Annotated in this window: 19 protein-coding genes and 1 pseudogene; 7 read left to right on the plus strand and 13 right to left on the minus strand. The window is 63.7% G+C overall.

Annotation, left to right across the window (positions count from 1 at the left end):
* Positions 1–978: 978 nt before the first annotated feature.
* Positions 979–1,695 carry a hypothetical protein gene (locus VN11_RS11225; RefSeq protein ID WP_053449766.1) on the minus strand — a complete coding sequence of 239 codons (717 nt, stop codon included), beginning with the start codon at positions 1,693–1,695 and terminating at the stop codon, positions 979–981.
* A 577-nt stretch (positions 1,696–2,272) separates the two neighbouring features.
* On the opposite strand from VN11_RS11225, the gene VN11_RS11230 reads away from it, so the two are divergent.
* Positions 2,273–2,629, plus strand: a complete 357-nt coding sequence (locus VN11_RS11230) for a hypothetical protein (RefSeq protein ID WP_053449767.1) — start codon at positions 2,273–2,275, stop codon at positions 2,627–2,629.
* Entirely contained in the window at positions 2,630–3,100 is a 471-nt protein-coding gene (locus VN11_RS11235; protein ID WP_053449768.1) for a hypothetical protein, read from the plus strand.
* Between the two features lie 17 nt (positions 3,101–3,117).
* Here the strand turns inward: VN11_RS11235 and VN11_RS11240 are convergent, their stop codons facing one another.
* From VN11_RS11240 to VN11_RS11255, 4 genes are all read right to left on the minus strand, one after another.
* Positions 3,118–3,849: a hypothetical protein gene (locus VN11_RS11240; protein ID WP_053449769.1), complete on the minus strand. Its 732-nt coding sequence runs from the start codon at positions 3,847–3,849 to the stop codon at positions 3,118–3,120.
* A gap of 61 nt (positions 3,850–3,910) precedes the next feature.
* Complete coding sequence (locus VN11_RS11245) at positions 3,911–5,008, minus strand: hypothetical protein (protein ID WP_053449770.1); 1,098 nt, start codon at positions 5,006–5,008, stop codon at positions 3,911–3,913.
* A 140-nt stretch (positions 5,009–5,148) separates the two neighbouring features.
* Positions 5,149–5,625: a DUF1348 family protein gene (locus VN11_RS11250; protein ID WP_049458548.1), complete on the minus strand. Its 477-nt coding sequence runs from the start codon at positions 5,623–5,625 to the stop codon at positions 5,149–5,151.
* A 61-nt stretch (positions 5,626–5,686) separates the two neighbouring features.
* Complete coding sequence (locus VN11_RS11255; RefSeq protein WP_053449771.1) at positions 5,687–6,256, minus strand: TetR/AcrR family transcriptional regulator; 570 nt, start codon at positions 6,254–6,256, stop codon at positions 5,687–5,689.
* 168 nt (positions 6,257–6,424) lie between these two features.
* Between VN11_RS11255 and VN11_RS11260 the strand changes: the two genes are divergently transcribed.
* Positions 6,425–7,378, plus strand: a complete 954-nt coding sequence (locus tag VN11_RS11260) for an alpha/beta fold hydrolase (RefSeq protein WP_053449772.1) — start codon at positions 6,425–6,427, stop codon at positions 7,376–7,378.
* Between the two features lie 43 nt (positions 7,379–7,421).
* On the opposite strand, the gene VN11_RS11265 is transcribed toward VN11_RS11260, so the two are convergent.
* Entirely contained in the window at positions 7,422–8,051 is a 630-nt protein-coding gene (locus VN11_RS11265; RefSeq protein WP_053449773.1) for a cation transporter, read from the minus strand.
* A gap of 85 nt (positions 8,052–8,136) precedes the next feature.
* Between VN11_RS11265 and VN11_RS11270 the strand changes: the two genes are divergently transcribed.
* Both VN11_RS11270 and VN11_RS11275 read left to right on the plus strand, forming a co-directional pair.
* On the plus strand, positions 8,137–8,547 hold the full coding sequence (locus tag VN11_RS11270) for a MerR family transcriptional regulator (protein ID WP_053449774.1): 411 nt from the start codon (positions 8,137–8,139) through the stop codon (positions 8,545–8,547).
* A 105-nt stretch (positions 8,548–8,652) separates the two neighbouring features.
* The gene (locus VN11_RS11275) at positions 8,653–10,596 is read left to right on the plus strand and encodes a TonB-dependent receptor plug domain-containing protein (RefSeq protein WP_197652506.1); all 1,944 of its coding nucleotides are present in this window, start codon (positions 8,653–8,655) and stop codon (positions 10,594–10,596) included.
* Positions 10,597–10,846: 250 nt separating this feature from the next.
* Here VN11_RS11275 and VN11_RS11280 read toward each other — a convergent pair whose 3' ends face one another.
* The 6 genes from VN11_RS11280 to VN11_RS11305 form a co-directional block, all read right to left on the minus strand.
* Positions 10,847–11,644, minus strand: coding sequence for a MipA/OmpV family protein (locus VN11_RS11280; RefSeq protein ID WP_053449776.1), 798 nt, complete (start codon positions 11,642–11,644; stop codon positions 10,847–10,849).
* Positions 11,645–11,790: 146 nt separating this feature from the next.
* Positions 11,791–13,113: a sensor histidine kinase gene (locus VN11_RS11285; RefSeq protein WP_148564968.1), complete on the minus strand. Its 1,323-nt coding sequence runs from the start codon at positions 13,111–13,113 to the stop codon at positions 11,791–11,793.
* Positions 13,106–13,786, minus strand: coding sequence for a response regulator transcription factor (locus VN11_RS11290; protein WP_053451305.1), 681 nt, complete (start codon positions 13,784–13,786; stop codon positions 13,106–13,108). Before VN11_RS11290 ends, VN11_RS11285 begins: the two co-directional genes overlap by 8 nt.
* Before the next feature lie 11 nt (positions 13,787–13,797).
* Positions 13,798–14,787: an aspartyl/asparaginyl beta-hydroxylase domain-containing protein gene (locus VN11_RS11295; RefSeq protein ID WP_187299765.1), complete on the minus strand. Its 990-nt coding sequence runs from the start codon at positions 14,785–14,787 to the stop codon at positions 13,798–13,800.
* Complete coding sequence (locus VN11_RS11300; RefSeq protein WP_053449778.1) at positions 14,784–17,879, minus strand: efflux RND transporter permease subunit; 3,096 nt, start codon at positions 17,877–17,879, stop codon at positions 14,784–14,786. Before VN11_RS11300 ends, VN11_RS11295 begins: the two co-directional genes overlap by 4 nt.
* Positions 17,876–18,994, minus strand: a complete 1,119-nt coding sequence (locus tag VN11_RS11305; protein ID WP_080374915.1) for an efflux RND transporter periplasmic adaptor subunit — start codon at positions 18,992–18,994, stop codon at positions 17,876–17,878. The genes VN11_RS11300 and VN11_RS11305 overlap by 4 nt, the downstream gene beginning before the upstream one ends.
* 381 nt (positions 18,995–19,375) lie before the next feature.
* Here VN11_RS11305 and VN11_RS21840 point away from each other — a divergent pair, with 381 nt between their 5' ends.
* Both VN11_RS21840 and VN11_RS22730 read left to right on the plus strand, forming a co-directional pair.
* Entirely contained in the window at positions 19,376–20,329 is a 954-nt protein-coding gene (locus tag VN11_RS21840) for a lipase family protein (RefSeq protein WP_187299766.1), read from the plus strand.
* 117 nt (positions 20,330–20,446) lie between these two features.
* Positions 20,447–20,668, plus strand: a pseudogene (locus VN11_RS22730) (hypothetical protein); the annotation flags it as partial.
* A gap of 93 nt (positions 20,669–20,761) precedes the next feature.
* Here the strand turns inward: VN11_RS22730 and VN11_RS11315 are convergent.
* The gene (locus tag VN11_RS11315; RefSeq protein ID WP_053449781.1) at positions 20,762–22,243 is read right to left on the minus strand and encodes an OprO/OprP family phosphate-selective porin; all 1,482 of its coding nucleotides are present in this window, start codon (positions 22,241–22,243) and stop codon (positions 20,762–20,764) included.
* Between the last annotated feature and the right edge of the window lie 11 nt (positions 22,244–22,254).

Consider the following 22,254-nt stretch of genomic DNA (forward strand, 5'->3'; position numbering starts at 1 on the left):
CGCGCTACCTTGACGCCACATTCGGCGGATGTACCGCTCACAGCAGCGCCCTCCAAAGGGCAATTGGCCACCACTAAGGTTCGTTGGGTCTGGTGCGCTGAGCCTCCAGAACATGCCAGTCCATGAGTCTGAAATGCGGTAGCTTTTTTGTGGCACACCGGCATTGCGCGGAGGCAGCTCAGCCCGACGCCGCATAGCTACATAGGTGATGAACAGATTAGAGATTGCCGGCGCCAGCCTTGCTCAGCACGCCGACGGCAGTAGCGGAGATTCGTGCGCGCCGAGAGCGAGCGGAACGTAAGGTTTAACAGCCCCGCGTCGGGATTCACTGCACTGGAGGCCTCATATTCCGAAGGATGCAGGGCGACTGGGAGAGCGCTCTTGGCCAGCCGCGTCCGTGACTGATCACAAGTATCGGAACTTTTTCAGCCCGACCGGAAGCGGACGTTCAACACTTGAGTTAAGCCACGCCGGGAAGCGGCGTCGACCTGGATGAGCCTTAGGCGTGAGCAGTTGCTTGTGCCAACGCCTGACAGAGTATCGCTATAGCCGCAAGCGCGGCTCCGACAGAGTTCCACTTGGCTTGAGCAACGAATGTCTCCCGAATCTCCCAGCCATCAAAAGTCACTCCACTAAGGTCAGGATTGGCTCCGGTCTTTGCGGCTTTGCGGCGGCGCTGCGAGAGCCCCTTCTCGCGCGAGATCTTTACGCGGCTCGCGTAGAACCATGCTGCGGCTGACGCCAGTCCAGATCCGATTGAAATGGCGGTAAATATGTCCACAAAGTTGGCCTCACGCCTAATGACCCATTAGTCAGACCGGGGGTGCGGCCACTGGCATACCCACAGGCCGCCGTAGCGGCCACTACTCCCTTGATGCGACGCGATCTTAAGGTGGCTGGTTCCGGATAACAAGCCGACGTTTAAACGGCGAAAGACGTCCTTTGGGTAGCGACCTCCCCTGCCCCAGCAATTACCTCTCATCGCGACTGGATTGCCTTAGCAGGCGAAGCTGCCTCCCGCCCAATTTCCAACCTCCCCACATCGCCCACAGGCACAAGCAGCGCTAGCTTCTGCGCCGGATCCCACAGCACGTAGCTATCACCCAGCCGGCCAACCAGGCTAATGCCGCCCTGCGTCTTTCCATCAACCGTCACACTTACCGTGTAACTGCTCCCGACGGTGGTGATCGTCCTGGCACGCTCAGATCCAATCCAGATCGAAGAAATCGAGACATAGACAAGCATTATCAGAGCATAGATCAGCCATGGTGAGTCCTTTACCGCAGCAGGCAGTACAGGTGACAGGCGTACGGCTATTGCACATACGCCCACCAATGCGCCACCTATCAGAAGGGGCCATCCATTCGACCACCAGATAATTGCTCCCAATCCTGCAAGGCACAGCACCAGGATCAGCCACATTACGGGGCTGGGAACCGTTGTATTGGCCGTCACCTTCCCCTCGATCCAGCCACCAAGCAACGCTGCAACAAGCATGAAGAACAACACCATGCCGATGCCCGCGAGACCTGCCAGCGCAAGCTCGCTTACGGCAACAAACTGAAAGGGATCAAGGCCGAAGTGCCCCCAATACGCCTTCAGGTAGAGTGCCCCTTGAACCAAGCCGAACGTAACCAGCGCCGAACCCCAGCCTGCGACGTCGGCCATCGTCAGTGTCTTCTGCGTACGATCCATGTTTCCCCTTCCTTCAATGCAGCCCCGCCACATAGTGACATGTGGCGCCGCATGCAGCAGGACTCAACCCAATTAACGTGACGCGTCACGCTCGCGCGGCGGCCACTGACACGGCCAGAGGCATCTACATACAAAGCATGGGCTTGTCGCATCCGCCCTGCCCTTGCCGCCGCCAACCGAGCGGCAACCGAAAATAGACCTGTGTCACGCATGCCGCCGATAGCCTTGCAGCCCAAGGCTCCAGCCACGTTGCGCCATATACAACGATTCTGAAAATGTTGAATGTAGTGACGGGATCGGCCTTACTGCATTGGCATCGCGCACAACCGGGCGTATTCATTGCTGTGCCACCTTGAACGGGTGGCCGGGATTCGAAACCCCGGTAGTTCGCTGAAGTAAACGCTTGCCAGCCGGCATCACCCCTGTGTGGTGCCGGCTGGCAATCCGTCGGCCGGCTATGGCGGGCGGTGCGTGGAGGCCTTGTGCCTGCCGGTTCAGCGAACACCGGGTTTCGAACCACGCATCGTCCGCCACCTTTATGGGTGGCGGCTTCTGCCTGCCCGCAAGGAGCCCTGCCATGACCAAGCGCTACTCCCCTGCCCCGCAACCAATCCAGGAAGAGCCCGCGAACGGCCCCGCACTGGACCGGAACACCCTCGTTGCCCTGCTGCACAGCATCGGTTCGGGCGCTACGTCCGATGGCCAGCCCTGGCCAGAGCGCCACCTGATGCCGGGCCGACGCATCGCCCTGGCCGACACCGACTGCTCGCTGGCGGGCCTTCGCGTGGTGATGGAGATCCTGCTGGCCGCGCAGCGCGCCCGAGAGAACGGCGAGCTGGAGCAGGACGTCGGCCCGCGCATCATGGAGGGGTTGATCATGGCCGGGCTGGGGCTCACCGCACACGCCAGCACGCGAGTGCGCCCGGAGGGTTGAGTGGCCTGGTGCAGTTGGGCGGTCACGGCGCTGTGCGCTGGGGCCGTGATTGCGGCACAGGCGCGGTGGCTTGAGCCACCCGCCCCCTCGCCTATCGCGTTCCAGCGCATCTCCGACGATCGCTTCTCACAGCTGCGCCGCCAAGCAATCCGGTTCGTGGAGGTTCGGTCAGGTCACGGCTTCCAGTTCGTGGAACGGCATGAAGACGCCTCTTTCCAGATTCATTGCAGGGGTGTGCCCGTGTTGTGGCTGGAGAGGCGGCCGCAGCATGTGCTGTTGCAGGTCTCACTTGATGCGAATCAGCGGGCGCCTGCGGTTCTGCCGTTGCGTGCACTGCTTCAATGGCAGCTGGAACCCGTGGACTATCTGGAGCAGGTGCTGGCGGGTGTGCCGGAGCCTGTTCTGATGGATCGGGTGTTGCTGATGCTCGCGGGCGGGGTGCCTGATGGGGTGCGATGTGGCATGCCGTAGTCGAGCATGGCTCGACTCTACAAGGGCGCTGGCTGCGGGGGCTCGGGTTCGTGGATGGAGCCTTCGAGCAGGGCGACGTAGGTGTCCAGGCGGGTACGCAGGCCGATCAGCATCCATCCCGCAAGGTAGAGCAGCACCAGCCCGTATATGAGGAACGCACCAAGCGCCCCGACATCAAAGGCGCTGGCCCAATCACCCCATTGCCATCCGCGGACCTGCAGGTAGAGGGCAATCAACAGCGGAAACGGCCCGAGACGTTGCAGCCCGCCGTACATCAGGCCCATCCGCTCAATCATGCTTGTGCGCAGGTGGCCGACGTACTTGAGGCGACGCTCACGCTCGACCCTCGGAAATCTTCGGAGTTCGGCGATTACCCCTTGCCACTGGGAAAACTCGCCATCCATCTCCTGAGCATGCGACAGCCGTGGTTGGCTGAACTGGCGGATACCCCTACGGGCTGCGAAGACGCCGGCAACGATGAAGCTGGCAATCTCTACCACGAGGCATGCCGTGACGAGCGGAGAGGCAAAGGTGACCGCGACCCATCGCTCCGGAAGCTGGCTACTTAGAACCCCGACGAGGGCCGCCAATACTCCAACGCGAAACGCCCACCTCTCCACCCTGCCCGCCTTCGGGTAGATGCTGTGCTCAACCAGCCCCTGCACCCGCTGGTAGAGCCAGTGGAAGGTCAGCTCCTGCGAATCGGTCTTTGCCGGCGAATCGAGTCCGCCCCCTGTCTGCATGTCCATTGCATCCCCTGCCCCCGGCTACGATGCCGACCGTGGCATCGTAGCCGACGCGCGGCAGCTTTCAGAAATAGAACCCGATATTGAGGTTCAGCCGCGAATGCCAGCGCGAAGGTCCGCCGTTGTTGATGCCGATGCCATCGCCGCCGGCAAACCACATGTTGCGGCCGGCAATCCAGTCGACATAGGTGAGCATCACGCCCTTCTGCAGGCTGCAGCCGGTGACGTTCTGCCAGGAGTCGCGCACCCCGCTGCTGTGCCCCACCGGGCGCGTCATGCTGAGGTTGTTGTAGCAGGTCACATCGTCCAGCCAGCCGCGCTGGCCAAAGGAATAGGCGACGTTCGCACTGGGCACATCGGCCTCGGCCGCGATTTCAAACGGGGCCTGGAACGCCGACAGCGCAATGCGTTCGCCGGGCACGCTGTAGCGGTAGCGCGCCCATTGCAATTGGGTAGTCCAGCCATCGCGCTTCCACTGCGCATGCACGGCGGCGGCCTGGTGGTCGTGATGGCGGCGGCTGCGGGTGTTCTGCACCTTGCCTGCGAAGGCCGATGCGCCAACCAGCAGCTCGCCGCCGGCCCAGTCGCGGGATTGCTCGACGCGCACATTGAACCGCTGCCGTTCGCGATACGGCAACGCATCGGTCTGTGCCACATCGAAGGAATAGCGGTCGTAGCGCGCCCCGGTTCCGTACTCGTCACCCGAGAACCAGCCGAGGTGCCAGGTGGTATTGCCGGCCTGGTGGATCACCACCACGCCCGGGTCGTAGTCGTCCTCGATGCCCAGGTAGTAGCCGGACCCGAACCAGAAACTCTGCGAGACCGTGGGCAGCAGCCCGAACGGCACCTGCTGGATGCCGGCCTTCAGCTGCGTGGCGTCGGTGAACTGCCATCCCGCGTAGGCATGATGGACTGCATCGAAGCCGTCGTACCAGCGGTACTGCGCGGAGAAGGAGAAAGGCCCGCTGCCGGCGTCGATGTCGGCGCGAAGCAGCTCCAGCTGCAGGCGGCTGGTGGGCCCGTAATCGAGCCAACCATAGTTGAATCGAACGGCGCCACCGAGATCGAAATGAGGCGCTGTGTTGCGGTCTTCGCTGGCCGCGCGTGCATCAAGCGAGGGCGCGGCCAGTGCTGCGGCGATGATGATGGGAACTGCCTTCACGGTCGCGTCCTGCCTCCTGTTCTGCGAGTGAAAGCACTCGATTCCAGCCTTGGTGCGCGTCATGCCTCACCGTGAGGCATGACGTGCTGTGGCGTGCAGGTTACGCAATGGAGGGTGAAGCGAACGTCGGCCGGCCGTGCTCACATGCCCAGGTCAGACAGCCCCGGGTGATCATCCGGGCGACGCCCCAGCGGCCAATGGAACTTGCGCTCGCTCTCCTTGATCGGCATGTCGTTGATGCTCGAGAACCGATGCTCCATCAACCCATCCGCTCCGAATTCCCAGTTCTCGTTTCCATAGGAACGGAACCAGTTGCCGGAGTCGTCGTGCCATTCATAGGCGTAGCGCACGGCAATTCGGTTGCCGCTGAAGGCCCACAGTTCCTTGATCAAACGGTAGTCGAGTTCCTTCTTCCATTTGCGGGCCAGGAACTGCCGCGCTTCCTCGCGGCCGTGGGTGAACTCGGCGCGGTTGCGCCAGCGGGTGTCGAGCGAATAGGCCAGCGCGACCTTGTCGGCATCGCGGGAGTTCCAGCCATCCTCGGCAAGACGAACCTTCTCGATGGCCGATTCAAGGGTGAACGGCGGCAGCGGCGGACGGGGTGCTTCAGTGGACACGGTGGGGCCTCCAATCAAGTGGATGAACGGGGTGCTTCGACGGGTTTTGATGGCTCAGGCGTCAGCGCCTGGCCTGCTCCAACAACACTTCTGCAACGTCCCTGGCGGTGTCTGCGGCGTTGTAGTCGCCCATCACGCGCGAGACGGTGATGGCGCCTTCCATGAGAACCAGCAGCTGGCGCGCCAGCGCGTCCGGCTGCTGGATATCCAGTTGCGTGGTGAGTTCCAGCGTGTAATCCAGCAGCTTCTGCTTGTGGCTTTTTGCGATGTGGCGAATCGGATCGTCGGGGTCGCCCACCTCGCCCGCGGTATTGATGAAGGCGCAGCCGCGATAGCCCTCGGACTCGAACCAGCCCTTGAGCACAGTGAACATGCCGAGGATGCGCGCTTCGGGGCTGTCGGCCTTGTCGCACTCCTGCTGGAACCAGTCCAGCCAGCGCACGTCGCGCGCGTTCAATGCCGCAGCGGCCACCTGGTCCTTGTTTTCAAAGTGCCGGTAGATGCTTTTCCTTGCCACGCCGGAGGTCTTCACCAGCAGGTCCATGCCGGTGGCGTGGATTCCGTTCTGGTAGATCAGTGCCTCGGCGGTGGCGAGGATCTTCTGCGCAGTATCGCTGCCGGTCTTCTGCATGGCTGCAAGGTAGAACGAACGTTCTACCCTGTCAACACACGGTGGGCGGCGTTTCGGGTGCACACATCCATGCAAGACGATCTATCAAGAAATCCGGACAGTTCATCACCCAGGCGCCTGATTGCAGGCGCAAAGTACGCCTCACCACCCACGCATGAGAATTCCCGCATGAACACCTTCGCCCGCACCCTGGCCGTTGCCACCCTCGCCCTCTCGGTCCAGGCCGGCCTGTCCGCGCAGGCCGCCGAACCGGCCAAGCCGACGCCGATCACCAGCGTCGCCCGCACCGCCAGCTACATCACCACCGCCGATGGCGTGCAGCTCTACTACAAGGACTGGGGCCCGAAGGACGGCCCGGTCGTCACCTTCAGCCACGGCTGGCCGCTGAACTCGGACAGCTGGGAGTCGCAGATGATCTTCCTGGCCAACCACGGCTACCGCGTCATCGCACATGACCGTCGTGGCCACGGCCGCTCCAGCCAGCCGTGGGAAGGCAACGACATGGATCACTACGCCGATGACCTGGCCACGGTGATCAACACGCTCGACCTGCACGACGTGACCTTGGTGGGCTTCTCTACCGGCGGCGGCGAAGTGGCGCGCTACATCGGCCGCCATGGCACCGGCCGGGTGAAGAAGGCGGTGCTGATCAGCTCGGTGCCGCCGTTCATGCTGAAGACCGCCGACAACCCCAACGGCCTGCCGATTGAAGTGTTCGACGGCATCCGCAAGGCGCAGATGGACAACCGCGCGCAGCTGTACAAGGACATCCCGTCGGGCCCGTTCTACGGCTTCAACCGCCCGGGCGCGAAGGTGTCTCAGGGCTTGATCGATGCGTGGTGGGCGCAGGGCATGCAGGGCGGCCACAAGAACACCTACGATTCGATCGCTGCGTTCTCGGCAACCGATTTCCGCGCCGACCTGAAGAAGTTCGATGTGCCGACGCTGGTCATCCACGGCGATGACGACCAGATCGTGCCGATCGACATCTCCGGCCGCCAGTCGGCAAAGCTGATCAGGAACGCCCGGCTGATCGTGTACCCGGGCGCGCCGCATGGCCTGACCGACACGCACAAGGATCGCGTCAACCAGGACCTGCTGACGTTCCTGCAGGAAAAGTGAGTCCCGCGGGCTCCGGCATGCCGCCGGAGCCCCTTGCCTCACCTCACGCTTTCGCAGCCGCGCGCCATGCGGGCCACGCTTCGCGGATGACGCCCACCGCGGACTTCAGGAACAGCAGCGCGATGACCACACCCACCACGATATCCGGCCAGCCACGACCGGTGAGCGCGACGCCACCGGCAGCCACCAGTACGCCGATATTGGCGGCGACGTCGTTGCGCGAGCACGCAAAGGTGCTTTTCATGTTGATGTTGAGCGTGCGGAACCGCCACAGCAACGCCAGGCACACCAGATTGGCCGCCAGCGCGATGGCGCCGAAGCCGAGCATCACGCCGCTGGAAGGGGGTACGCCGTTTGCCAGCTTGGCGATGACCTCCAGCGAGATGAATACAAAGAAGCCCAGGAACAGCGCCCCCTTGGCCAGGGCTGCACCGGCTTCCCAGCGCGCACCCCGGTTCACCGCCCACAGGCTCAGGCCGTACACGATGGCGTCGCCCAGCATGTCGACAGCGTCGGCCTGCAGCGCGCTTGAGCGCGCCACGATGCCTGCGCCGAATTCGATGAGGAACATCGCCAGGTTGATGATCAGTACCGCCACCAGCACGTGCCGTTGCGCACTGTGGAGTGCCAGCGCTTCCAGTTCCTGGCACTTGTGGCCACAGCAGTGATCCATGGGTATCTCCGGCCAGGCCTGGCCTGGGCTTGAAAAGAGGCGGGGCAGCCGTTATCAACCCTGTAGTCCCTACAAGGTCAAGCCCATGCCCGCTCACCTCACCATCGGCCAGTTGGCCCGCCAGACCGGCACCAAGGCCGAGACCATCCGCTATTACGAAAAGATCGGCCTGCTCCAGCCGCCGCTGCGGTCGGACGGCAATTACCGTTACTACAGCGTACAGGACCAGCGGCGGCTGTCATTCGTGCGCCGGGCCCGTGAGCTGGGCTTTTCCATCGAGCAGATCCGCGAGCTGATCGCCTTTGGCGAGCAGCGCGAACACGAATGCAGCTCGGTGGACGACGTGGTGAAGGCGCATATCGCCGACATCGCGCGCCGGATCCGCGACCTGCAGGCGCTGCAGGGCGAACTGCAGCGGATGATCGGCAATTGCCCGGGCGGGCGCGTAGCCGATTGCAGGGTGCTGGAAGCACTTCAGCCGAAGGCCGCCGCTTGACCTTGTAGCTGCATCAAGGTTTACAAGACCGGGCCACTTCGCCACCGCGCGGCCTGCCCGCCCTGACGACCCATGACCCTGTTTCCCCATCCGCTTGCCCTGGCGTTGAGCGCCGCCCTGCTGTCCGCCGCTGCCTCAGCAAGTGCGCATGAACCACCCGCCGCGCACGACGGTGACCACGATGACGCTGTGGAGCTGGACGCAGTGGTGGTGCAGTCAACCCGGTCAGGGCGTCGCGTTTCCGACGAACCGATCCGGGTAGATGTCGTATCGCAGGAGGAGATCGAGGAAAAGCTGCTGATGTCGCCGGGCAACGTCTCCATGCTTGTGGCCGAGACGGCGGGCGTGCGGGTGCAGAACACCTCGCCGGGCATGGGGGCGTCGAATATCCGCATCCAGGGCATGCGCGGCCGGTATACCCAGCTGCTGGCCGATGGCCTGCCGCTGTACGGCGGTCAGTCATCGTCCATCGGCCTGCTGCAGATTCCCCCGACGGACCTGGGCAGTGTCGAGATCATCAAGGGCAGCGCATCGGCGTTGTACGGCCCGGCAGCGTTGGGCGGCGTGGTGAACCTGATATCGCGTCGGCCCAAGGAGACCGCCGAGGCTGAAATGCTGCTCAATGCCACCAGCCGCGGCGGCCAGGACGTGACTGGCTACGCAGCCGGGCCGCTGGCCGAGCACTGGGGCCTGTCGGTGGTGGGTGGCTACCATCGCCAGGACCGCCAGGACCTGGACGGAGACGGCTGGGCTGACATCCCCGGCTACGAGCGAGCCACGGTTCGGCCGCGTCTGTTCTGGGAATCGGACGATGGAGCGCGTGCGCTGCTGACGGCAGGCGCAATGCGCGAGAGTCGGCTGGGCGGGACGCTGCCCGGTCAGCTGGCGCCCGATGGGCAGCCCTTCGCTCTAACACAGCGCACGGAGCGCGTTGACGCTGGCGTCGTGCTCGATGTTCCGGTGCGCGAGAGCGACCGCCTGCAGCTACGTGCATCGGCCATGTCCACCGATCACGACCACGGGTATGGCCCTGAACAGGACAACGACACCCATCAGACCGGATTTGCCGAAGTGAGCTACGCGTCCGGCGCTGGCGCCACCAGCTGGCTGGCGGGCATTGCCGCGCAACAGGACCGGTTCCGTTCCGCGCGATACCCGCAGATTGATTACCGCTACACGGTGCCCGCCCTGTTCGTTCAGGCCGAGCAGGCGTTGCGCGATGACCTTACGCTTTCGGGCAGTGCGCGCTGGGATCAGCATAGCGCCTATGGCGGGCACTTCAGCCCCCGCGTATCACTGTTGTTCCGCCCTGATGCGTGGACTCTGCGCGCCTCGATCGGCAGAGGCTTCTACGCGCCTACCCCCTTTGTCGAGCAGATCGAGGCCGCTGGCCTGTCACGGCTGGAGCCGCTGAGTGGCCTTCGTGCAGAGATCGCTACCACCGGGTCCATCGATGCAGGCTACGTGCATGGTGCGTGGGAGCTGAACCTCAGCGTGTTCGCATCCGACATCGACCATGCGGTGCGCCTGGTGGAGTCTGTAACCGCCCCGGGTGAACGTGTGCAGCTGATCAATGTGGCGGGTGTCACCCGCACCCGTGGGAGTGAACTGCTGTTGCGCTACCGCTGGCAGGACGTCACGGTGACCGGCAGCTATGTCTACACCGACGCGCGAGAACCCGGCGCGGAAGCCGCTGGCCGCCGCCCGGTCTCGCTAACGCCCCGGCACAGCGCAGGACTGGTTGCCATGTGGGAGCAGCATGATCGTGGCCGCGTGGGGCTCGAAGCCTACTACACCGGCATCCAGGCGCTGGATGACAACCCCTGGCGTCGGCGCAGCCGGCCGTATCTGGAAGTGGGTGCATTGGGAGAGATTGTTCTGGGAAGAATCAGCCTGTTCCTCAACCTGGAAAACATCCTCAACGTCCGCCAGACCGACTACAACCGGATGCTGCGGCCTCGTCGCGCCGATGATGGCCAGTGGACCGTGGATGCATGGGCGCCGCTGGAGGGATTTGTGGTGAACGGCGGTGTGAGGATGAAGTTCTAGGGCGTGGTCCAGTGCGGAAGGGCGATGTCCGCCTCCGGGCAGAAGCGGACACTCGCCCTACCCTCGATAAACATCCCTGATCCTAGAGCTGGACTGCTTCCCTGCCCCATTCACCTGCCAATGTCCGCTATCGGCCCAGATCGGATCCGCCCTGGGCCGATAGACATCCCAAGGCCGAGGTCCAGAATCCGACGGCTACGGACTTGCGAATGCCATTGCGACGCCCCTGCCATCATGGCACGCGTGTCAATCAGAAGCCGCGCGAGAGCCCGATGAACAGCGTTGCACTCCCGCTGGTATCGCGTTCGATCAAGGGGCTGTCGGTGATCTTGTCCGGCAGGAATTTGTACTGCGCAAAGCCCATCAGCATCCATTTCTCGCCCAGCGGCCTGAAGTAGCTCACGCCCACGTGCGGGATGGTTACCGCGCCGGGCTTGTAGTCGACCACGCCGCGCGCCACCTCTTCCTTCAATGTGCCGTAGTAATAGTTGGCCATGTCCTTGGACTGCCACGTAACGCCCGCATTCGGGGTGAGCCGGGCCTTGCCCACATCAAAGCCGTAGCCGTACTGCAGCGAGAACTCCTGACCGCCGCTGGTGTCGGTGGCATCGGCCAGCAGTTCGGCCTCAAGTTCGCCGCCACGGCCGGACCACTTGACCTTGGCACCCAGGTCCAGGCCCATGTCGCGATCGTCCAGCAAGCGGTAGTCCACCCCGTTGCGTGCCAGCTCGCTGCGGCCCAGGTCCTTTACATCAAACCCATCCATGCGCCCTTTGGCTACAGCGGCCAGTTCAAAAGAATCGTTCTTGAGGAACACCCAGCCGGCGCCCAGCCCTTCGAAGTAGAACCGCTCGCCGTGGTAGCTCACCAGCGGGATCGGCATCACGCGGGTGCCTTCACCGGCATAGGGGCTGTCTGTTACCACGGCTGCCAGGCCCAGCCCCCAGCGTGGGGGGCCTTGGTCATCGGGACCGCCGCCGGGGCCCTCCTGCGCCAACGCCGCGAACGACAGACTGCAGGCCAATACGGGACAGAGAAACTTGATCATGGGACGCCAGACCTCACCAGGAAGAGAGCCCGCTGTTGCGGGAGAGGCCGCGCTGAATGCACGCGGCCGGTTCCAGGTGAGAATGAAGTGGCGATGTCGCCGCAATGTCGTGGGTGGAGCTCAGCGCATTACTAGCCGCTGTACGATCAGGGCACCTCGACTACGCTGGCTGACACATCCAGGGTAGCGCGGGTGCCGCGGGTGCCTGAGTCGATCCCCAGTGTCCAGCGGAAGCGCTCGCAGATGCGCCCAATCAGGAACAGTCCCAGTCCCTGGCCCCGCATCGGAGCCGGTTGACGAAGACTGTCCCGGTAGCGTCGCGCAGCTTCCACCGGGTCGAAGCCACTGCCCGAATCGATCACAGCCACCCTGCCCTGCGAAAGCACGATCTCTACGAATCCCACATCGGTGTTCTCGATCGCGTTGCGGATCAGGTTGCTTACCGCAATGCGCACCATCGCCTCTGGCGCCGCGACGAAGGTTGGCTCCAGCGCGCCAAGGCGGAGCTGGGCGTCCTTGCCGCGAAGCAGGTATTCATGATCGAGCACCAGGCGTGGCAGGAAGTCATGCAGTGCGGTTATCTCCGCGTCTTCAACGCCCGGTCCGGCCTCACGGGCCAGGTAGAGCAACGCGACCATCGTTTCAGACAGGTCCTCCACCGCGTACTCGATGCGTGCCAGCGCCGGCTGCGAGGCAGCTGGCAGTGGAAGCTGCCGCAGGACATCAGCCGCCCCGGCAATCACCGCAATGGGAGTGCGGAATTCGTGACTGGCCTGGTCCAACAGGCTGCGCTCACGTTGTATGAATTGAGCCACGCGTTCCAGGTGGGCATTGCTGGCCTGCGCGATCACCTGTATTTCTTCTCGCGGATAGTCTGTGGGCAGGCGTGCGCTGGCATCGCTTGGATCGATGGCCTGCATGCGGGCAGCGAGGTCGCGCACCGGGCGCACGAGGTTGGCATGCAGCCAGACGATGAAGCCACCAATGACCGCAGCAAAGCACAGGATCCAAAGCAGGCTGAGGCGCGCGTAATGATTCTGCTGCTGCTCAAGCGGCTCGATGTTCACTACGGTTACCAGCCTGCCATGTGGCAGGCCAGCCACCACGGCATGGTAGGTCTCCCCACTATCCAGGTTCACCGCATCGCCAAAGAGCGACGCTTCGGACGTGTAGATGCCCGGCGGAAGGTGGGCCAGCTGGCGCGGCAAGCCGGACGGAACGACGCCTTCGCGCAGGTACCAGGAGCGCACCAGTCCTTCGCTGGGCAGTGCGTCTTCGTGGCCGCTGCGGACCCGTTCTGCATGGTCGTCGGAGATCGCGCGGGTCAGATCTTCCCAGTAGCGATCTTCCATCAACAGTTGGCCGCTGAAGCTCTGTACTGCGATGGCTAGCAATACCAGTAGACCGAGCAGGATCAGGGCAACGCTGGTCCACCAGTGAACCCCACGCAGGCGCGGAGGACTATTCACCTGGGCTCAACCTGTAGCCCGACCCGGCTACGGTATGCAGCAACGGTGCTTCTTCATTCTGTTCAAGGGCGCGGCGCAACACGTACATATGTGAGCGCAGCAGATCGGTCCCTGGCGCCACCTCGCCCCAGGCCACGCGCTCCAGCTTTGCCCGGGTTACCACCTGCGGGCTCTCGCGCATCAACAGCTCCAGAAGGCGGCGGCCGGTACGGGTCAGGCTGATTTTCCTGCCGGCCCGGTGCGCCTGCAGGGTGCCAAGGTCGAAGGCCAGGTCGCCCACCCGCAGCACGTTGTCGGTGGCGCCGGCATGGCGGCGGCGCGCCACCAGCGAACGCAGCCGGACCTCGATCTCCGGTAGCGCCACCGGCTTCACAAGGTAGTCGTCCAGCCCTGCCTCGAATCCATCAATCTTGTCAGCCACCTGGTCGCGGGCGGTCAGCATGATCACCGGTACGTGTTTCTTTGCCTCGCCGCGCAGGCGCCGCAACACGGTCAGCCCGTCCAGGCGGGGCAGATTCCAGTCCAGGACAATCGCGTCATAGTCCTTGGACGAGGCCAGGTGCAGGCCAGAAAGACCGTCGGGTGCGGCGTCCAGGGTGTGTCCGCAGGCTTCCAGGAAATCGTAAAGGTTCGCCGCAAGCTGCGCGTTGTCTTCGATTATCAGGATGGACAGCGATTCCCTGTTCATGACATCCCCAGTAGGCCGAACAGCCTCAAGAGAAACCCTATCACGCCAATGATCGCTGCGAAGAGAAACAGCAGCAGGCTGGCGTTGAGCAGGTACTTCAATAGCGTATACACCAGGCGATGCCGATGCTTGAGCGCCACCCCGACCTCGCGGAGGGGCGCCAGACGGGCGAACAGCCAGCTGATCGGCCCCTGCCGGTCTTCGGGTGTATTGGGCACCGTCATCGCCCAGGCGAGTCTGGCATAGAGGCGGTTGAAGGCACGCCCCAGCAGGTTCATCGGACGCTCCACATCACACATCAGGATCACCCGATTCGTGGTGCTGTCGTTGCGTGCGAAGTGCGGGTAGGTCTCGTCGAAAACAAAGTCTCCGCCATTGCGCCAGGTTATGAAGTGGCCGTCCACGCAGATGTAGCAGTCCGCCGTGCCTGGCGTATCCAGTCCCAGGTGATAACGCAGGGAGCAGGCAAGTGGATCGGAATGCATGCTCAGCTCCGCGCCCGCAGGCAGCACCGAGAACATCGCGGCACGAATCCCTGGTATGCCCTCCAGCAGCCGCACCGTGGCCGGGCACAGGCGCTCTGCCGACCGGTGTGGATCGGCGTACCACTTGAGATAGAACTTGCGCCAGCCGCGCTTGTAGAACGTACGGAAACCAAGATCATGATGCCCGGCCGACCCCGGTGCCGACGCCGCTTCGAACGCGCCGGACGCATGCAGTTCCATTGCTTCGTCGCGGATCCTTCGCCAGTTGCGGCGCAGCCGCTCGATGCCCTCAATGTAATGCGGTTTCAGTACCGGTTGCCGCGCCTCGCGTGCCGTGGCCATGTACAGCAGGCAGTTGAGCGGTGCGAACACTGGCCAGCTTTTGCGCAGGTACTGCGAAAACCCCTGGTATCGCTGCTGTCCACGGAAGCGGTAGACATACAGGATGCACGCCGAGATGTAGATCAACATTCCGGCCATCACGATCATCATGACAATCATGCTGATACTCCCAACGAACCAGCTGTATCAGCGGCGACAGGACGCGTTCGCCTGCGCAGACCTCCGACCAGGTCGTCCATCGCGCAGTAGGCCACCGGGATGATCAACAGGCACAGCACCGTCGATGTCAGCAGGCCGCCGATCACCACAATCGCCATCGGTGCGCGGAAACTCGGATCAGCCCCCAGGCCCAGCGCCACCGGCAACATGCCCGCGCCCATCGCAATGGTGGTCATCACGATCGGTCGCACGCGCTTGCGGCAGGCATCCACCACTGCGCGGCGGCGATTCATGCCCAACTCGCGGCGCGCGATCACGATGTAGTCCACCAGCAGGATCGCGTTCTTGGTGGTGATGCCCATCAGCATGATCAAGCCGATCATCGAAGGCATCGACAGGCTCTGCCCAGTCAGCAGCAGCGCCACGAACGCCCCTGGTATTGACAGGCACAGCGCTACAAGTACCGTCAGCGGCTGCGCAAAGTCCTTCAGCAGCAGTACCAGCACCATGTAAACACACATTACCCCGGCAGCCATTGCCATTCCGAAGCCCGCCAGCAGTTCGCTCATGGCTTCGGCATCACCCGCGGGCGCCATGGTGATGCCGTGCGGCAGCCGCGACAGGCTCGGCAATGCCATTGCTGCACGTTCCACATCGCCCAGTGGCAGTCCATTGAGCGCGACCTTCAGGCTGATGTTTCTCTGCCGGTCGTAACGGGTCAGCTCGGCGGGGCCGGACAGCAGCGCCAGGTCTGCCACGCTCTCCAAGGGCACCGGACCGCGGACCCCGGGGACAGGCAATCGGCGCAGCGTTTCCAGGTCGTTGCGGCCGCTGTCGGCCAGCCTCACTAGCACCGGAACCTGCCGCTCGCTCAGGTTCAGTTTGGCCAGGTCCTGGACATAGTCACCCAGCGTGGCCACGCGCAGGGTATCGGCGATCGCGCGGGAGGTGACTCCCAGGTCGGCAGCGCGTGCGAAGTCGGGACGCACCACCAGTTCCGGCCGCACCAGTGCAGCGGAAGACACCACGGCACCGATGCCGGGTATGCCTCGCAGTTCCCGCTCAACGAGGCGCGCATGATCGGCCAACCGATCGCCGTCGTCGGCGCTCAGAACCAGTTCCAGTCCTTCGCTGTCGCTGCCCACGCTGACGCGCGCGCCCGCCAGTTGCTGCAGTTCCGTGCGTAGCTGCCCTTCGATGATTGAACGGGTAAGGCCATTGCGCTCACTGCGCGCCACCAGGTTGGCGGTGAGTACGGCCGTGGCTACGCTTGCCGTGGGTGCAGTTTCGCCCGGGTCTCCGGAGCCGCCGCTACCCCCGCCTATTGAGGTGTGCACCGAGGCCACCATCGGGCTGCGCACGGCGATCTCGCGGGCGCTCTCGGCCAGCCCAAGGGTGTCTGCCAGGGCGCTTCCCGGGGGTAGGGCCAGGCTGATCTGTACCTGGTTGCCGTCATCTGGCGGCATGAACTCGCCCGGCAGCTGCGCGGCCACCAGCATGCCCAGCGCAACCATCGCCACCGCACTGGCCAGGGTCAACACCGGCCGATGCATGCAGGCTCGTACCCACTGCAGATAGCGCAGTACCCAGCGCGGCTCCTTGTGCCGCTTCGCCGACGCCCTGAGCAGGAAGGCGGCCATGGTCGGGGTGAGCATCCGCGCCACCAGCAGGGAGAACAGGACCGCTACCGCTGCGGTCCATCCAAACTGCAGGAAGTACTGGCCGACGACGCCCCCCATCAACGAGGTAGGCAGGAAGACCGCCACCAGCGTGAGGGTGGTGGCGATCACCGCCATGCCGATCTCGTTGGCGGCTTCGCCGGCTGCGCGCAGGGGCGTCTTGCCCATCAGGAGGTGGCGCTCGATGTTCTCGATCTCCACGATCGCATCATCGACCAGCACGCCGACGACAAGTGACAGCGACAGCAATGACACCGTGTTGAGCGAGAAGCCCATCAGATGCATCACCGCGAACGTCGGAACGGCCGATAGTGGCAAGGCAATCGCGGCAATGAAGGTCGCACGCCAGTTGCGCAGGAAGCTGAGCACCACCACCACCGCCAGCACCGCACCTTCCAGCAGCAGCATCATCGAGCCGCGGTAGTTCTCCGCCACGGGCCCGGCGTAGTCCACCGCCTGTTCGAAGTGAATCTGCGGGTAGCTCTCCTGCAGGTCGGCAATAACGGACTGCGCTGCTCTGGCCACCTCCAGCTCGCTCGCGCCGCGCGAGCGCAGCACATTGAACGAAACTGCCGGGCGGCCATCCATCAACGCAGCCGTACGAGGCTCGGCCACGGTATCGCTTACCTCCGCCACCTCGCCCAGCCGTATGCGGCGGCCGTCGGTCAGGGTGAGATTCATGTCGGCGATGCGCTCGGCGGAATCCACGGTGGCGACAGTGCGAACTGACATCTCTGCACGCCCGAGAGCCACCCGCCCACCGGAGGCCTCCAGCTGCAGCTGACGCAACTGATGGGAAACATCGGCAGCGGTGGCATTCAACGCCAGCAGTCGGCCGGGGCTCAACGCCACCCGAACTTCGCGGTCCACGCCGCCAACGCGCGATACTGCACCTACGCCCGCCTTGCCTAGCAGCCGCTTGCTTACCTGGTTGTCCACGAACCAGGACAGCGCCTGCATGTCCAATGTGGTCGAGCTCAGCGCATAGGTCACCACCGGCTGGCTGGCCAGTTCCGCCTTCTGGATAACCGGGTCTCGAAGTTCGGCGGGCAGATCCGCGCGGACACCGGCCACCGCGTCGCGTACGTCATCCATTGCCTCTTGTACAGGTTTGCCGATGTGGAACTCAGCGCTGATGGTGGCCACGCTGTCGGCCAGCGTCGTCTTGATGTGCTTTATGCCCTGCCGATTGGCCAGAGCATCCTCGATCCTGCGTGCAACGTCGTTTTCCAGTTGTGCTGGTGAGGCGCCAGGTAGCGTTGCGGTGATGGTGATGATGGGAAAGTCGATATCCGGGAAATTCTGTACCTTCATCGCCGCAAAGCCGAAGGCACCGACCAACGCAAGCGCAACGAACAGCAGCGTCACTGCCACCGGATTGCGGATCGACCAGCCAGACACGTTGAGGTTCATGAGTGCGAGGCCTTACCTGAAGCAGGTACGCTGATAACCCGCACGAAGTCGCCGTCATTGAGGAAACCAAGACCAGAGGCCACCACCGCATCAGACGGTTCAAGGCCTGATACAACTTCCACCCGGTCCGCGCTGCGGCGGCCCACCTCAACACGGCGAGTGAGTACCCTGCCGTCCTGCCCTACCTGCATTACGTAATTGAAGCCATCGCGGAGCAGCACCGCAGCTTGGGGAAGTGTGAACATGCCCTCCTCGCCGACCGCGATGTATCCCTGCACGAATGCGCCCGCACGCAATGGCGCGCCGGCAGGAAGATCCACGTAGACCAGCCCGCTGCGCGTGGCGACGTCAATCACCGGCCCGAGCGCACGTACGCGCCCTTCCAGAGATCCGGCTCCCGGTATGCTGATGTTCACCGTCTGGCCGGGCCGCATGGCGAGCAGATCTTCCGATGCCACCACTGCACGCCACTCCAGGCGCCCATCCCGGATCAAGCGGAACAGTTCCTGGCCTGCTGGCACCACCGCGCCCACGGTGGCTGTGCGGGCACTGATGATCCCGTCGCTGGGTGCCAGTACCCGAGTCTGCAGTAGCCGTAGGCGGGCCCTCTGCACTACCGCCCGCGCTGAATCCAGGCGCGCGCGTGTAGTGAGCGCCGTGGCCTGGTACTGACTAAGCTGCTGCCGGGCAATAGCGCCGGAGGCATCCAGCACTTGAGCCCGCTGCAGGTTGGCGGCAGCCTGGCTCGACTCTGCAGCAGCCAGTGCTACCGCTGCAGCCGCCTCGCCCAGCTCGGCCTCAATCAGGCCAGGATTGAAGCTCGCCAGTAGCTGGCCGCGTTGTACTGTGTCGCCGACATTCACCTTCACATCGGTAAGGCGCAACCCGTTAGCCTCTGCACCAATGCTGGCTTCTTCCCACGCAGCAACGCTGCCAGTAGCTGGCGCGTGTACTTGCAGCGGAGTGTGCAGCGGCCGCACCAGATGCACGGAGATTACGGGGGCAGGCGCAGGGACGGGCGCTGCATCGTCCTCGGCAATGCGCACCCAGGCGGTGGCAACAGTTGCTGCGGCCAAACACAGCCCCGTTGCGAGGGCGAATCGGTTGCGTTTCATGGCTGGGCGTCCTCGAGCCTGCCCGTTGAGCGGTCAGGCCGACACCGGGCGCTCCTCACCGGCATGGTGAAGCGTCAGCGACGAGGATGGCCGGCACGTGTCGTTCAAATGTCGTGGATGCAGGACAGCGAGATTGGGCGCAACGGTGCCGCGAGCGATCAGCGGGGCACCAAGCCTGTGAGATCACTTGCGAAGATCATCGTGATTGCTCGCCCAACCCCGATGGGCGGTCCAGATCTCCTCCTGCTTCTACGCGCTGACGGTTGCGGGGTAATATTCCATCGCCCGCTACCGTTGTGGTTGATGTGGGCTTCCGCTAGCGCGGCGCTTGAACAGTAAAAATTCTCTCTGCGCCATTGAATGATTCAATCGGGAGCTGCGATGTGTGCACTCAGTGAGGTCAGTGCCCTGCTATCAAGACTGCAGGGTCAAGTTCGAGTTGAGGATCCAGTCGTACGCTACCTGGGCGCGCTCTTTGCCGAACTCGCGTACTACCACGTTCCGGAAGCGGAGCTCGATGACAGCAAGCGCGCCCTTCTGATCCCTTGCGAGAGTTACCAGGATCTGGTGCAGTCGGGAAGCCGACCGAACGTGCTGAAGTTGGTCAACCAAGTAGAAATCCCCGAGTCGGATACGTTCATCGTGACCAGCCCCGGGGTCATCGTAGTCGGAGTGCGCGTTCATCGAACGCTGTTCTTGGGCTTTCGCGGTACACAATTTCTGTTCGATTGGTCAATCAACCTGCGCTCATCCAGGATCAGTCTATCTCGATGGGCCGGGCGGAGTGATCGGTTTCATGAAGGCTTTGCGATGGAAGCCATCCGGATATCCCAACAGATTGATGGGAAGCTCTTCGAAATGGGGAGAGGTTCGTTTGACAATGTCGTCTTTAGTGGTCACTCGCTAGGTGGTGCTGTCGCCGCTATCAGCGCTTTGATCCTTGAATGGCCAAGATCGGCGGTCTGTCTCATGGGAGCGCCGCGGTACTGCAATCTGTCTGCGCTTGCTTCAGGCTATCGGCAACTGCCGATGCAGGTTCGTCGTGCTGGCGATGGAGTGCCTACCGTACCGCCAAAGTTTCTCGGCTACGCGGACCATCTCCGGCAGATCAGTACCGACGGCAGCGCATATTCAGAACCAGATCACTTTAGTGGTTTGTTTGGCGGTTTCGTTCGTTGGGCGGCTTTTCTCGTGTCTGGGGCCAAGTCTCATAGCGTGGAAAGCTATCGCAAGGAAATGGGACGCGCGGCAGGTGCGGCTAAGGCTGAGTCGGATCTGACGTGGCACCCACGACTAACCAATGCTCATGTGAGGAAGTCGAAGTCAGCTCCTTGATTTCTTTCTGGGCCTTCACGCGGTGGTTCTCTACTTGTAAACCGCCGCGCCGGGATGATTGCACACCGGATTTCGAGCCTTGCACCGCCCGCGACCTTTATCGGTGGCGGCTTCTGCCTGCCCGCAAGCAGCGCCGCCACGACCAAGCGCTACTCCCCTGCCCCGCAACCGATCCTGGAAGTGCCCGCGAACGGCCCCGCTCTGGACCGGAACGCCCGCACTGCCCTGCTGCGCAGCATCGGGTCGGGCGCCACCTCCGATGGCCAACCTTGGCCAGAGCGCCACCTGATGTCCGGCCGACGCATCGCCCTGGCTGACACCCACTGCTCGCTGGCCGGTTTCCTCGCCTGGCGCAGGTACGCGATGTGGCATGCGTTAGTCGAGCATGGCTCGACTCTACAGATGCGCTGGATGCACCAGCGCCACCCCGGGTCAGAACGAAACCTGCGCTCGCACGCCCACGGTATTGCCGGAGTCAGGCCCCTGGGCGTTGCCAACCTTGTTGTCGGTCTTCCAGTGAACGTAGTTCAACATCAGGCGCGACCAGTTGTTGAGGTACCAGTTCACCCCGAGCGTCCATGCCGTGCCCTCGCCGCCCCGGGCCGCATCGAGAAAGTCGTAGCGGTCATAGCGCGCGGCCAGCTCGAAGGCGCCAACGCCACCCTCCTGTACCGGACGCAATACGCGCGTGGTACCCCAGACCCCAGAGCGGCTGCTGAACCCGGGGCGCTCGCCGGTGATCAGCCAGCCTGCGTAGACCGATGTCGCCCGCTGGTCGACCGAGTCGACCGTGCGTGACGCGATGGTGCGGGTGGTGTGCTCGGCGAAGGCCCACACCGGGCCGTACACTCCGCCCAGCTCAAGCCCCCAGGCGCGGTTGTCGGTGACGTTGGCGATGGAGCTGGCCGACACGCGCACGTTGCCGTTCCAGCCCAGCGCGATCGGAGAGGTCTTGTTGATGCTGCCGACATCCTGGCCGAGATCCTCGTACCAGTACCAGCCTCCCAGATGCACGAAGCCTGCCTGGCCACGCAATGGGTTCCAGTGCGCGCGCAGCAAATACGCAATGGTGTCGCTGGCCGTGCTGTCATTGCCGATATCGTCACCGGTCACCGCCGCGCTGGCGTGCCAGCCATCACCGATCACCTTGGTGGTGACGCCCAGCCCGTAGTACCCGCTCTGCTGGGCACCGACCGACGCCACCGCATTGCGCTGCATGAAAGGTGTATTGACGCCGCTGGTGCCACCATCGATCCCACGGTCCTTGAGCTTGTTGCCCACGTAGATTTCCGTTGGCAGGCCACCCAGCCGCGTGTCCCAGGACAGATAGGTATCCTTCAGCGAGACATCGTTGCCCGCAAAGTCCGCATCGATCTTGTAACCCAGTGGTCCCATCCGACCTTCGGCACCGAGGCGTCCGCTGGCCAGATCGGTGCCGTTGATGTTGCGTGCGTCGAATGCGGAACCGTGGGTACTGCTGAAATCGACCATCACCCGGCCGCGCGGGTGGAAGGTGAACTGGCCATCACTGCTGCGGAACTCAGGTCCACCCTTGCGCCAGCGCACATTGCCGTCACCGCCTCCACCGGTTGCGGCGAGCTGTGCCACCTGCGCCTGCAGAATGGCCATGTCGTCCTGGCGGGTGTCAGCGATGGCCGCAGCCACCTGTGCATCGAGGCCCGCATCGCTGCCGGGTGCCACGCCGGTACTTTGAGAGGCCCCCTCCAGTGCAGCCAGTCGTGCGCTCAGCTGCTCCAGCAGGGATGCCTGATCGCGCAGTTGCTTTGCCTGCTGCTGCACCTGCGCACGCAATCCGGCTTCGGTATCGCCAGCCGCGGCCAGCACAGAGGGGGAAGCCAGCAACAGGCAGCCGCCGGCAGCCGCGCCAAGCGCGGCACGCTTCAGTGAGTTCATGCAGTTCTCCC

Origin of the sequence: Stenotrophomonas maltophilia (assembly GCF_001274595.1) — a bacterium.
Taxonomy (GTDB): Bacteria; Pseudomonadota; Gammaproteobacteria; order Xanthomonadales; family Xanthomonadaceae; genus Stenotrophomonas; species Stenotrophomonas forensis.